The sequence below is a fragment of the Pseudonocardia sp. C8 genome (genome assembly GCF_014267175.1).
In the GTDB taxonomy this organism is placed as follows: domain Bacteria; phylum Actinomycetota; class Actinomycetes; order Mycobacteriales; family Pseudonocardiaceae; genus Pseudonocardia.
The window spans coordinates 2,772,982-2,785,084 of sequence record NZ_JACMTR010000002.1 but is presented as its reverse complement, the minus strand read 5'-3'; the positions used below and the strand labels follow the sequence as shown (position 1 = coordinate 2,785,084).

Below are 12,103 nucleotides of genomic sequence, written 5' to 3'. Positions count from 1 at the left end.
GCCGTGCCGCGGGGTGCCGAGGGCGCACCCGATGCCGGGCGAGGCTTGCCGGCCGAGCATCGACACGCGGGGCCGTCCCGGCGGTTAGGCTCGATGGATGCAGTATCGCGCAGGGGGCCCGTCGTGACGGCCCGCCGGATCATGGGCACCGAGGTGGAGTACGGCATCGCGGTGCCCGGGGACCCGACCGCGAACCCGGTGGTCACCTCGACGCAGGTCGTGCTCGCCTACGCCGCGGCCGCGGACGTCCCGCGCAACCGCCGGGCCCGCTGGGACTACGAGGTCGAGTCGCCGCTGCGGGATGCCCGCGGGTTCGACCTCTCGGCGCCGTCGCTGGCCCCGCAGCTCGACACCGACCTCGACGACCTCGGCGCGGCGAACGTCATCCTCACCAACGGCGCGCGGTTCTACGTCGACCACGCCCACCCGGAGTACTCGACGCCCGAGGTGCTGACCCCGCGGGACGTCGTGATCTGGGACAAGGCCGGTGAGCGGATCATGCTCGAGGCCGCCAACCGGGCGGCGACGGTCCCGGGCGCGCCCCGGATGCAGCTCTACAAGAACAACGTCGACGGCAAGGGGGCGAGCTACGGCTCGCACGAGAACTACCTGATGGCCCGGACGACGACGTTCCCGTCGATCGTGGCCGGCCTCACCCCGTTCTTCGTGTCCCGCCAGGTCGTCTGCGGCTCCGGGCGGGTCGGGCTGGGCCAGCAGGGCGACGAGCCCGGCTACCAGATCGCGCAGCGCTCGGACTACATCGAGGTCGAGGTCGGCCTCGAGACCACCCTCAAGCGCGGCATCATCAACACCCGCGACGAGCCGCACGCCGACGCCGACAAGTACCGCAGGCTGCACGTCATCATCGGCGACGCGAACCTGTCCGAGGTCGCGACCCTGCTGAAGGTGGGCACCACCGCGCTCGTGCTGGACATGATCGAGCACGGCAGGTCGTTCGAGGACTTGCGCCTGGCCGAGCCGGTCAAGTCGGTGTCCCGGATCAGCCACGACCCCACGCTGCAGCGGACGGTGCCGCTGGTCGACGGCCGGCATCTCACCGCGCTGAACCTGCAGCAGGAGTACCTGGCGCGGGTCGTCGCGCACCTGGAGGAGACCGTCGGCAACCAGCGCTCGGACTGGGACCCCGACACCCGCGAGGTCGTCGAGGAGTGGGAGTCGGTGCTCGCCGACCTCGAGCGGGACCCCATGCTCACCGCCGACCGGCTGGACTGGACGGCGAAGCTCAAGCTGCTGGAGGCCTACCGCGAGCGGGACGGCCTGACCTGGGCGTCCGGCCGGCTCGGCATGGTCGACCTGCAGTACTCCGACGTGCGGCTGGCCAAGGGCCTGTACAACCGGCTCGTCACCCGCGGGTCGATGCGCCGGCTCGTGACCGAGGACGAGGTCATGGCCGCGATGACCCAGCCGCCGGAGGACACCCGCGCCTACTTCCGGGGCACCTGCATGGGCCGCTACCCGGTGGAGGTGGCCGCCGCGTCCTGGGACTCGGTGATCTTCGACCTGGGGCGCGAGTCGCTGGTCCGGATCCCGACCCTGGAGCCGCTGCGGGGCACCCGCAAGCACGTCGGGGAACTTTTCGACACGGTGTCCAGTGCCGCCGAGCTGGTGGACAAGCTCACGGGATCGTGACCCCGCCCCGGTGACCCGGCCTGCGTGACCCGGGCCGCCCGTTCCGACCCACCGACGCGCTCCGGGCGATTTTGTCGGTGGTGATCGGTAAGGTGAAGGTGTCCCAGTGCAAGGAGGAGGCGTCATGTCGCAGGAGCAGACGAAGCGCCAGGGCGGTGGCGACGGCGACGACGAGTCCGGCGAGAACGCGTCCGGATCCGGCCAGGAGCGTCGGGAGAAGCTCGGCGAGGACGTCGACACCATCCTCGACGAGATCGACGACGTCCTCGAGGAGAACGCGGAGGACTTCGTCCGGTCCTACGTCCAGAAGGGCGGCGAGTGACCGCCTAGCGGGCACCATCGCATCCACAGCAGTACCGTCCCGGCCGGGTCCGCACCAGCGGGCCCGGCCGTGCCGGAACGGCCGCCGCAGCACCCACGGGCACCGTGGCGGGACCCCCGGCGCACGCAGTTCGAACGAGAGGCACGTCGAAGAAGATGGAGTTCCGGCCGTCGGTCACCCCCGGACTGGTGCCCGCGCACCACACGGGCCAGCTCGGCACCTTCCTCACCGGGTCCGAGTCGTTCTCCGAGTTCGTCGGGGTCACGGCGCCGCACCTGGTGCCCGGCGCCGGGGTCGTCCCGCAGGCCGGCCCGGGCACGGCCGACGCGCTCGGCGTGCCGCACGGCACCACGATCGTCGCGCTGACCTTCTCCGGCGGGGTCGTCATCGCCGGTGACCGCCGCGCGACCTCCGGGAACGTGATCGCCCAGCGCGACATCGAGAAGGTGTTCGTCACCGACACCCACTCGGCGGTCGGCATCGCCGGCTCGGCCGGGATCGCGCTGGAGATGGTCCGGCTGTTCAGCGTGGACCTGGAGAACTACGAGAAGCTCGAGGGCGTGCCGCTGTCGCTGGACGGCAAGGCGAACCGGCTGGCCGGGATGGTCCGGCAGAACCTCGGCGCGGCGCTGCAGGGGTTCGTGGTCGTCCCGCTGTTCGCCGGCTACGACACCGCGATCTCCGACCCGGCCCGGGCCGGGCGCATCGTCACCTACGACCCCACCGGCGGCCGCTACGACGAGCACCTCGGCTTCCACGCCGTCGGCTCCGGCTCGGTGTTCGCGAAGTCGTCGCTGAAGAAGCTGCACGACCCGGCCGCCGACCTGGACGGCGCGGTGCGGACCGCGGTGGAGGCGCTCTACGACGCCGCCGACGACGACACCGCCACCGGCGGACCGGACACCGTGCGCCGGATCTACCCGGTGGTCGTCGGGATCACCGCCGACGGCGCCGTCCGGCGGACCGAGGACGAGATGACCGCCGTCGTCGACCAGGTCATCGCCGGGCGCCGGGAGCGCCCGGGCGGGCCCCGCTGAGCCACCGGTCCATGCCGATGCGTCCCCTCCCCGCACGAGAACGAGCCTGGAGCGCCTCCCCATGACGATGCCGTTCTACTCCTCCGTCGACCAGCTCCTGCGCGACCGGTCGGAGCTCGCCCGCAAGGGCATCGCCCGCGGCCGCAGCGTGGTCGTCCTGACCTACGCCGGCGGCGTGCTGTTCGTCGCCGAGAACCGGTCGACCGCGCTGCACAAGGTCTCCGAGATCTACGACAAGATCGGGTTCGCCGCGGTCGGCCGGTACAACGAGTTCGAGAACCTGCGCACCGGCGGCATCCGGATGGCCGACTTCCGCGGCTTCACCTACGACCGGCGCGACGTCACCGGGCGGATGCTGGCCAACGCCTACGCGCAGGCTCTCGGCACGGCGTTCGTCGAGCAGCAGAAGCCGTTCGAGGTGGAGCTGTGCGTGGCCGAGGTCGGCACCGAAGCCGACGGCGACCAGCTGTACCGGATCACCTACGACGGGTCGATCACCGACGAGCCGCGGTACGTCGTCATGGGCGGCCAGACCGAGCCGATCTCGACCAAGCTGGGCGAGACCTACGAGCCCGGTCTCGAGCTCGGCGCCGCGATCGGGGTCGCGCTCGGCGGCCTGCAGGTCCCCGGCGCCGACCCGGCCTCGCCCGGCAACGGGGCCAAGTCGGCGCCGCGGGTGCTCAGCCGGGAGGCGCTCGAGGTCGCGGTGCTCGACCGCACCCGCCCGCGCCGCACGTTCCGCCGGATCGAGGGCGCCGCGCTGGCCGAGCTGCTGCCGGCCGCGAACCGCGGCACCGCCGAGCCGGAGCCGCACGTGGCCGGCGGCGACGACACCCCGGCCGCCGGGGGTGCCCTGGGGGAGGGCGGTTCGTCCTGACCCGCTTCTCCGCCACCACCCGGTCGGACGCGGTCGTCACCGCCGACCGGACCGAGGTGTGGCGTGCCCTCACCGACCCGGCGCTGCTGCCGCGGCTGACGCCGCTGCTGAACCGGATCGAGGCGTCCAGCGAGGGCGGGGACACGTTCTGGCGCTGGCACCTGGTCCGGCTGGCGGTCCTCGGCGTCGGGATCAAACCGGTGTTCACCGAGCGGATGACCTTCACCGAGGGCAAGCGGATCGAGTTCACGCACGCTCCGCCGGAGGGTGTCACCGAGTGGGCGGGCGCGGAGGGGTACTACGCGCTCGACGACGCCGAGGCCGCCGGGGACGGCACGCCGGCGACCCGGTTGGAGATCGCGCTGACCCTGGACGTCGACCTGCCGCTGTCCCGGCTGGCCGCCCCGGTGGTCACCCGCACGATGAGGACGACGATGGACCGGACCGGGGACCGGTTCGCCGCGAACCTGCTGCGGCACCTGGACGCCCGGGAGCGCTGAGCGCCGGCCGCTACACGACGATGCGCTCGGCGCCGGTGTAGACGTTGCCGGTCGCGCCGCGCAGGAACCCGACCAGCGTCATCCCGGCCTCCTCGGCGAGCTCCACGGCCAGCGACGACGGCGCCGACACCGCCGCCAGCGCCGGCACCCCCGCCATGACCGCCTTCTGCACCAGCTCGAACGAGGCCCGCCCGGACACCATCAGCACCGTCCCTGCGGCCGGGATCCGGCCGTCCATCAGCATCCGGCCGAGCACCTTGTCGACGGCGTTGTGCCGGCCCACGTCCTCCCGCGCGACGAGGAGCTCGCCGGCGGCGTCGAACAGGCCCGCGGCGTGCAGGCCACCGGTGGAGCCGAAGACCTTCTGCCGCTCGCGCAGCCGGTCCGGCAGCTCCAGCAGCAGCGTGCGGTCCAGCCGCAGCGGATCGGCCGCGGGGGAGTGCCGGGTCTTGAGCTTCACCGCGTCCAGCGAGGCCTTCCCGCACACCCCGCACGAGGACGTCGTGTAGAAGTTCCGCTCGACCGAGACGTCCGGCGGCTCGACCCCGGCGGCGAGGTCGACGTCGAGGACGTTGTAGGTGTTGCGGCCCTGCTCGTCGACCGAGTCGCAGTAGCGGGCCGACGCCAGGTCGGCGCGGCCGCCGATGACCCCCTCGGTGAGCAGGAACCCGTGCGCGAGCTCGACGTCGTGTCCCGGGGTGCGCATGGTGACCGTCAGCGGCCGCCCCGCGACCCGGATCTCCAGCGGCTCCTCGGCGACCAGCGTGTCCGGCCGCGACCGCGTGGACCCGTCGGGGTTCAGGCGCAGCACCGGCCGGCGGACCGTCAGCCGTCCCATCTCGGTCTCCCTCCGGGCCGCGACGGGGTGCCCGGAGGCAGCGGCCGGCCTCCAGGGTAGGAGCCGGCCGGGCCTGCGTGCACCGGTCTCGGACCCCGGCACCGGCGGCCTACGATCACCGCCGTGCGTGGGTACGGGGGGCGCCGCCCCGGCGCGGGGATCGTCCTGGCCGGTGGCCGGTCGTCGCGGATGGGCACGCCGAAGGCGGACCTCGACTGGCACGGCGCCGCGCTGCTGACCCGCACCGTGGCCGTCCTGGGGCGGGCGGTGGCCGGGCCGGTCGTCGTCGTGCGGGCGGCCGGGCAGGCCCTGCCGGAGCTGCCCGCCGGCACCGAGGTGTGCGACGACCCGGTGCCCGGCCTGGGCCCGCTGCCGGCGATCGGGGTCGGGCTGGCCGCGGTCGCCGACCGCGCCGCGGCGGCGTTCGTCGCGTCCACCGACCTGCCGTTGCTGCACCCGGCGTTCGCCGCGCGCATGCTGGACCTGCGGCGCGGGCACGACGTCGCGCTCCCGGCCGCGCACGGCCACCACCAGCCGCTGGCCGCCGCCTACCGCACCGGGCTGGCGGGCACGATCGCCGAGCTGACCGCGGCCGGGGAGGGCAAGCCGCCGTCGCTGTTCGCCCGGGTCGAGGTGCACCGGATCGAGGAGGGACCGCTGCGGTCGGACCCGGTGCTGGCCCGGCTCGACCCGCGGCTGGACTCGCTCACCAACGTGAACACCCCCGACGAGTACACCGCCGCGCTGGCCCGCCCGCTGCCGGCCGTGACGGTGCACGACGGTGACCGGGCCCGGACCGCACGGGCGGCGACGGCCGGGCAGCTGGGCGTGCCGGTGCGTGCCTGCGGGGACACCGTCGCCCCGGACGGCCCGCTCCCGGCCTGGTTCCCGCTCGTCACCGGGGACGAGGTCGCCGTCCACGGCCCCCGACAGCCGGGCCCGCGCACCGGCGACGACCGGCGACGGTAGGGCTCGCGGATCCCGGCGAGGGCCCTGCGCACCGGCGCGGTCGAAGATCGCGAACCCGGAGGGCGCGGCACGACATTCCTGCCGGTCCGGATCATGTGATGTGGGTCGCCCGCTTGCTACGGTGGACCCGTCCCGGATTGCACCACCGGAGGTCGACGATGACCCGCACCACCAGCACCCGTCGTGGGTTCCGCCCCCGCCACGTCCGGCTCACCGAGCCGCTCGTCCGCGACGGAGGCGAGCTGCGCCCCGCCTCGTGGGACGAGGCCCTGGAGCGGGCCGCGGCCGGGTTCCGGGACGTGCCGGCGGAGCGTTTCGGCATGTTCAGCTGCTCGAAGGCCACCAACGAGATGAACTACACCGCCCAGAAGTTCGCCCGGGCGGTGATGGGCAGCAACAACGTCGACAGCTGCAACCGCACTTGACACGCACCCAGCGTCGTCGGTCTGACGGCGGTCTTCGGTGCCGGCGGCGGCACCTCGGCGTACGTGGAAGCCGAACACGCCGACCTCCTCGTCCTCTGGGGCAGTAACGCCCGCGAGACGCACCCGATCTTCTTCCACCACGTGCTGCAGGGCCTGCGCAACGGGGCCCGGATGTACTCGGTCGACCCGCGACACACCTCGACCGCGCACTGGGCCGATGCGTGGCTGGGGCTCGACGTCGGCACCGACATCGCGCTCGCCAACGCCATCGGGCGGGAGATCATCCACGCCGGTCTGGTGAACCGGGCGTTCGTCGAGCGGGCCACGTCCGGGTTCGAGGAGTACGCGGCGTCGGTGGAGCCGTACACGCTGGAGCGGGCCGAGGAGATCACCGGGGTGCCGGCGGGGTCGATCCGGGAGCTGGCGCATGCCTATGCGCGGGCCGACCGGGCGCAGATCTGCTGGACGTTGGGGATCACCGAGCATCACAACGCGGCGGACTACGTGTTCGCGTTGATCAATTTGGCGTTGCTGACCGGGCATGTGGGCCGGTACGGGTCGGGGTTGGTGCCGTTGCGGGGGCAGAACAACGTCCAGGGTGGCGGTGACATGGGGGCGATCCCGGCCAAGCTGCCCGGTGGCTACGACGTGCACGACGACACCGCCCGGGCCCGGTTCCAGGCCGTCTACGGCGGGAAGCCGATCCCGCCGGACAAGGGCATGCACCTGTCCGAGATGTTCGAGGCGATGGAACGCGGCGAGCTCTCGGCGCTGTACTGCATCGGGGAGAACCCCGCCGAGACCGAGGCCAACGCGCTGCACGCCCGGCACCTGCTGTCCTCGCTCGACCACCTCGTCGTCCAGGACATCTTCCGGACCGCGACCGCGGAGCTGGCCGATGTCGTGTTGCCGGCGGCGGCGGACTGGTGCGAGTACGAGGGCACCGTCACCAACTCCGAACGGCGGGTGCAGCGGGTCCGCAAGGCGATCGACCCACCCGGCCTGGCCCGCCCCGACACCCACATCATCTGCGGCGTCGCCGACCGGATGGGACACGACTGGGGTGAGCCGACGGCCGAGCAGGTGTGGGACGAGCTGCGGTCGGTGTCGCTGAACTGGCACCACGGGATGAGCTACGCGCGGCTGGACGCGATGGGTGGCATCCAGTGGCCGTGCCCGACCGAGGACCATCCGGGCACGCCACTGCTGCACGCCCGGCTCTGGGCCGACGACCCCGCCGAGCGGGGCACACCGGCCCCGTTCACCCCGGTCGAGCACGTGCCGCCGATCGAGGAGCTCTCCGAGGAGTTCCCGATCCGGCTGACCACGGTCCGGGTGCTGGACGCCTACAACTCGGGGGTGCAGACCGGCGGGTACGCCTCGCCGCTGCGCCGCCGGGAGTCGCTGCGGATGGACGCGGCCGACGCCGCCCGCCTCGGCATCACCGACGGCGAGCAGGTCCGGGTGACCAGCCGGCGCGGCTCGGTGGAGGCACCGGTCGCGCTCGACCCGTCCCTGCGACCGGGTCTCGCCTCGTTCACGCCGCACTTCACCGAGGAGGTCGACGTGAACGCGCTGACCAACGACGCGTGGGACCCCAAGTCCGGCACCTCGGAGTTCAAGGCGACCGCCGTGCGCATCGAGAAGGTCACCGGCCTGCCGGTGGCGGGGGAGTAGTGGATGGACCTGCACCTGTCGTCGGCGGAGCCGAGCACCTCCGAGCGGGAGGCCGTCGACGCGGCCTTCGCGCTGCTCGCACCCACCGCCGCCGAGCTGACCAGCGCTGACCGGCCGACCCGGTCGGCGCACGGCGGTCACGAGGCCCGGTCCCGGCGGCACCTGCTGCTCCCGGTGTTGCACGCCGTGCACGACGCGGTCGGATGGATCTCCGAGGGGGCGCTCAACCACATCGCGCGGACCCTGTCGGTGCCGCCGGCCGAGGTGTACGGGGTCGCGACGTTCTACGCGATGTTCTCGGTGGAGCCGCGGGCGCCGCGGGTGGTGCACGTGTGCGACGACGTCGCCTGCGGCCCGAACGGCGGCGAGGAGATCATCACGGCGCTGGAGTCGGGGCTGGACGGCTCGGACTCGGCGTGCTGGGTGCGCAGCCCGTGCCTGGGCCTGTGCGAGCGTGCCCCGGCGGTGCTGCACCAGCGCGCCGGGGAACCCGACCTGTCGCAGGCCCCGGCCACGCCGGCGGCCGTCCTGGAGGCCGCGCGGGCCCCGGCCGACCCGGACGGCCGGCAGGCCGAGGTCGCTGATGCTGCGTTCGCCGATGCGGGGGTCAGTGCCCCGCAGACCCGCACCGGTGAACACCTGCGCCTGCTGCGGCGGGTCGGCGTGGTCGACCCGTCCTCGCTGGACGACTACCGGTCCCGTGGCGGGTATGCGGCCCTGCGGCGGGCGGTGGATCTGGGCCCGACCCGGGTGATCGCCGAGCTGAAGGACGCCGCGCTGACCGGGCGGGGTGGGGCGGCGTTCCCGACCGGGGTGAAGTGGGAGACGGTGGCCTCGGCCCCGGAACGTCCGCACTATGTGGTGTGCAACGCCGACGAGTCCGAGCCGGGCACGTTCAAGGACCGGGTGTTGATGGAGGGCGACCCGTTCGGCCTGGTCGAGGCGATGACGATCGCCGGGTACGTGACCGGTGCGACGACCGGGTATCTCTACATCCGTGGGGAGTACCCGTTGGCGACCCGCCGGTTGCAGGACGCGATCGCCGCCGCCCGGGCGCGGGGCTATCTCGGCGCCGATGTGATGGGTGAGGGGTTCGCCTTCGACATCGAGCTGCGCCGCGGGGCGGGGGCCTACATCTGTGGCGAGGAGACCGCGCTGCTGGAGTCGATCGAGGGTTTCCGCGGGGAGCCGCGGAACAAGCCGCCGTTCCCGGCCACGGTGGGGTTGTTCGGCAAGCCGACGGTGATCAACAACGTGGAGACCCTCTACGACGTGGTGGAGGTCCTCGATATCGGTGGGCTGGGGTTCGCCGGGATCGGGGGCGGGCGCTCGACCGGGCCGAAGCTGTTCTGCGTGTCCGGGGCCGTCGGCGTGCCGGGGGTGTATGAGGTCGGGTTCGGGACCACGTTGCGGCAGCTGCTCGAGCTGGCCGGTGGGGTGCGGGGGACGCTGCGCACGGTGCTGCTCGGTGGGGCGGCCGGCGGGTTCGTCACCCCGGACCAGCTCGACGTGCCGCTCACGTTGGAGGGCACCCGGGACATCGGGGCGACGGTGGGGTCGGGGGTGGTGCTGGTGTTCGACACGACCGCGGACCTGACCGGCACGTTGCGGCGGATCGCGGCGTTCTTCCGGGACGAGTCCTGTGGGCAGTGCGTGCCCTGTCGGGTCGGCACGGTCCGCCAGGAAGAGGCGCTGGCCCGCCTGGAACGGAACACGCCGATCGGGTCCCGGGAGACCGAGCTGGCCCTGCTCGACGACCTGGCCCGGGTCATGCAGGACTCCTCGATCTGCGGGCTCGGCCAGACCGCACCGTCCGCGGTGAAGTCGGCGATCGACCTGGGGCTGATCGCGGCGCCCGGCGGGCACCCGTCCACGAACGGCCACGGGGGCGACCGGTGACCCGGCCCGCCACGGCCGGTGCACGACCGAGGAGGCAGCGATGACCACGACCAGCGGCAAGGGCCCGGCAGGTCCGGGCAGTGGTTCGCGGGCGCCGCGCACCGACGTCGACGGGGCACCGGAGGCCGAGGCCGTCGCCACGAACGGCGCGGCCGGCACCGAGACACCCGGCGGTGGGCCGGCCGCCGGCGAGGGCGTCACCCGCCTGCGCCCGCCGGCCGGGGCCGGCGCCGTCGGCGTGACCGTCGCCGACCCGGCCGCACCCGCCCCCGGACCGGCCGAACGCCTGGCCGGTGGGCCGGTGATGCTCGGTCCGATCCGGCGGATGGTCACGGTGAGCCTGGACGGCACCGAGGTGCGGGTGCCGGAGGGGTCCACGGTGCTGGAGGCGCTGCACCGGGAGGGCAGCCCGGCCCAGGCGGACACGCCGACGTTGTGCTGGGCGCCGAACATGGACCCGATCAATGCCTGCCGGGTGTGTGTGGTCGAGGTCGAGGGTTCCCGGGTGCTGGCCCCGTCGTGTGCCCGCCGGTGTGAGGACGGGATGCAGGTCCGTACCGATACCGACAAGGTGCGGCACAGCCGGCGGATGGTGCTCGAGCTGCTGGCGTCCTCGGCGGACATGAGCCAGGCCAGCGCGGATGTGCAGCGGTGGATGGCCGACTACGGGGTCGACCCGGCCCGGTACGGCCCGCCGGCGCCGCCGAGTGTGGCGGGGGAGCGGGAGCGGCGGCATGCCGGGCACCACAGCGCGCCGGACGGCCGGTACGCGGCGAACGTGCACCAGCCGGTGAAGGTCGACAACGACCTGTACGTGCGGGACTACTCGCGGTGCATCATGTGCTACAAGTGCGTCAACGCCTGCGGCACCGATGCCCAGTACACGTTCGCGATCGCCGCGGCCGGGCGTGGGTTCGACGCCCGGATCGCCACCGAGCACGACGTGGAGCTGCCCGACTCGGCGTGTGTGTACTGCGGGAACTGTATCGGGGTGTGCCCGACCGGGGCGCTGAAGTCGGTGGCCGAGTACGAGCGGCGCGAGGCCGGGGACTGGCACCCGGACGAGGAGACCGTGACCACCACGATCTGCTCGTTCTGCGGGGTCGGCTGCAACCTCGAACTGCACGTCCAGCGCGGGCAGATCGTGAACGTGACCAGCCCGGCCGACCACTCGGTCACCCACGGGCACCTGTGCATCAAGGGACGGTTCGGGTTCCAGCACGTCCAGAACTTCTGACCGCCTGCGCGAGCCCTACACGATCAACATGTGGGTGAGAACGCGCCTTACCTCCTCGAGCTCGTCCTCGGACAGGGCGAGTTCCGGGGCACGCCGGCGGAACCGGCCGGCAGACACGGTGCGGACCTGCTCGGTGATGACCCAGCCGCCGGCTGAGGCGACGTGGACGCGATGCCTCCAGCCACGTCGTTCGACACTGGTCAACGGAAGCACGCTCACCAGGTGGCCCATCGTGAGGTCCAGGTGGAACTGCGACGAGACCACGAGCGCGGGCCGGTCCTTGCCCTGCTCGCGGCCACGCACCGGGCCGACGTCCACGAACCACACATGGCCGGGCTCGATCGGTGGCCGACTCACCCCCTGTCCGCCACCCACTCGTCACCGATCGGCGCATCCGCCGCCGCAATCTCGTCGGACTCGGCGACGTAGTCCGCCCATCCCTGGGGGTCCGCCTCGCGATAGCGGCGTACAGCGGCCACGGCCGCAGCCTGCCAGTGCTCGTCGATCAACCGTCGCACCGTCTCATCGGCTGACGCGCCGCCGAACTCGTCACGACCGATCCGCAGCACGCGCTCCCGGGTCTCGTCACTCACGCGCAGCACGACCCGACGATATCCGGCGTGTACAGCGGTGTAAACGTTCTCGTTTACGTGGGGCGCGGCGGCGAGCGGT

Annotated in this window: 12 protein-coding genes; 9 read left to right on the top strand and 3 right to left on the bottom strand. The window is 73.1% G+C overall.

What is annotated here, in order from left to right:
* The first annotated feature begins 141 nt into the window (after nt 1-141).
* From dop to H7X46_RS13445, 5 genes are all read left to right on the top strand, one after another.
* Nucleotides 142-1,650, top strand: coding sequence for a depupylase/deamidase Dop (gene dop / locus H7X46_RS13465; protein ID WP_255426558.1), 1,509 nt, complete (start codon nt 142-144; stop codon nt 1,648-1,650).
* Between the two features lie 124 nt (nt 1,651-1,774).
* Nucleotides 1,775-1,972: a ubiquitin-like protein Pup gene (locus H7X46_RS13460; RefSeq protein ID WP_020626587.1), complete on the top strand. Its 198-nt coding sequence runs from the start codon at nt 1,775-1,777 to the stop codon at nt 1,970-1,972.
* Nucleotides 1,973-2,127: 155 nt separating this feature from the next.
* The gene (prcB, locus tag H7X46_RS13455; RefSeq protein ID WP_186359732.1) at nt 2,128-3,009 is read left to right on the top strand and encodes a proteasome subunit beta; all 882 of its coding nucleotides are present in this window, start codon (nt 2,128-2,130) and stop codon (nt 3,007-3,009) included.
* A gap of 61 nt (nt 3,010-3,070) precedes the next feature.
* Entirely contained in the window at nt 3,071-3,886 is an 816-nt protein-coding gene (prcA, locus tag H7X46_RS13450) for a proteasome subunit alpha (protein WP_186359731.1), read from the top strand.
* The gene (locus tag H7X46_RS13445; protein ID WP_255426557.1) at nt 3,883-4,386 is read left to right on the top strand and encodes an SRPBCC family protein; all 504 of its coding nucleotides are present in this window, start codon (nt 3,883-3,885) and stop codon (nt 4,384-4,386) included. The genes prcA and H7X46_RS13445 overlap by 4 nt, the downstream gene beginning before the upstream one ends.
* A gap of 10 nt (nt 4,387-4,396) precedes the next feature.
* Here H7X46_RS13445 and fdhD read toward each other — a convergent pair whose 3' ends face one another.
* Nucleotides 4,397-5,224 carry a formate dehydrogenase accessory sulfurtransferase FdhD gene (gene fdhD / locus H7X46_RS13440; RefSeq protein WP_186359730.1) on the bottom strand — a complete coding sequence of 276 codons (828 nt, stop codon included), beginning with the start codon at nt 5,222-5,224 and terminating at the stop codon, nt 4,397-4,399.
* A 123-nt stretch (nt 5,225-5,347) separates the two neighbouring features.
* On the opposite strand from fdhD, the gene H7X46_RS13435 reads away from it, so the two are divergent.
* From H7X46_RS13435 to H7X46_RS13420, 4 genes are all read left to right on the top strand, one after another.
* On the top strand, nt 5,348-6,193 hold the full coding sequence (locus tag H7X46_RS13435; RefSeq protein ID WP_222131299.1) for a molybdenum cofactor guanylyltransferase: 846 nt from the start codon (nt 5,348-5,350) through the stop codon (nt 6,191-6,193).
* Nucleotides 6,194-6,351: 158 nt separating this feature from the next.
* Complete coding sequence (locus H7X46_RS13430) at nt 6,352-8,295, top strand: molybdopterin oxidoreductase family protein (RefSeq protein WP_186359729.1); 1,944 nt, start codon at nt 6,352-6,354, stop codon at nt 8,293-8,295.
* Between the two features lie 3 nt (nt 8,296-8,298).
* The gene (locus tag H7X46_RS13425; protein WP_186359728.1) at nt 8,299-10,194 is read left to right on the top strand and encodes an NAD(P)H-dependent oxidoreductase subunit E; all 1,896 of its coding nucleotides are present in this window, start codon (nt 8,299-8,301) and stop codon (nt 10,192-10,194) included.
* A gap of 40 nt (nt 10,195-10,234) precedes the next feature.
* Nucleotides 10,235-11,431, top strand: a complete 1,197-nt coding sequence (locus H7X46_RS13420; RefSeq protein ID WP_255426131.1) for a 2Fe-2S iron-sulfur cluster-binding protein — start codon at nt 10,235-10,237, stop codon at nt 11,429-11,431.
* Between the two features lie 15 nt (nt 11,432-11,446).
* Here the strand turns inward: H7X46_RS13420 and H7X46_RS13415 are convergent, their stop codons facing one another.
* Nucleotides 11,447-11,758, bottom strand: coding sequence for a type II toxin-antitoxin system PemK/MazF family toxin (locus H7X46_RS13415; protein ID WP_370589069.1), 312 nt, complete (start codon nt 11,756-11,758; stop codon nt 11,447-11,449).
* 26 nt (nt 11,759-11,784) lie between these two features.
* A complete protein-coding gene (locus H7X46_RS13410; RefSeq protein ID WP_186359726.1) occupies nt 11,785-12,033 on the bottom strand; it encodes a hypothetical protein in 249 nt (82 codons plus the stop codon).
* Nucleotides 12,034-12,103: the final 70 nt, after the last annotated feature.

Bases quoted from the DNA above. Each gene is read 5' to 3' on its own strand.
- dop (WP_255426558.1), top strand. From the start codon at position 142: ATGGGCACCGAGGTGGAGTACGGCATCGCGGTGCCCGGGGACCCGACC.
- H7X46_RS13460 (WP_020626587.1), top strand. From the start codon at position 1,775: ATGTCGCAGGAGCAGACGAAGCGCCAGGGCGGTGGCGACGGCGACGAC.
- prcB (WP_186359732.1), top strand. From the start codon at position 2,128: ATGGAGTTCCGGCCGTCGGTCACCCCCGGACTGGTGCCCGCGCACCAC.
- prcA (WP_186359731.1), top strand. From the start codon at position 3,071: ATGACGATGCCGTTCTACTCCTCCGTCGACCAGCTCCTGCGCGACCGG.
- fdhD (WP_186359730.1), bottom strand. From the start codon at position 5,224: ATGGGACGGCTGACGGTCCGCCGGCCGGTGCTGCGCCTGAACCCCGAC.
- H7X46_RS13425 (WP_186359728.1), top strand. From the start codon at position 8,299: ATGGACCTGCACCTGTCGTCGGCGGAGCCGAGCACCTCCGAGCGGGAG.
- H7X46_RS13420 (WP_255426131.1), top strand. From the start codon at position 10,235: ATGACCACGACCAGCGGCAAGGGCCCGGCAGGTCCGGGCAGTGGTTCG.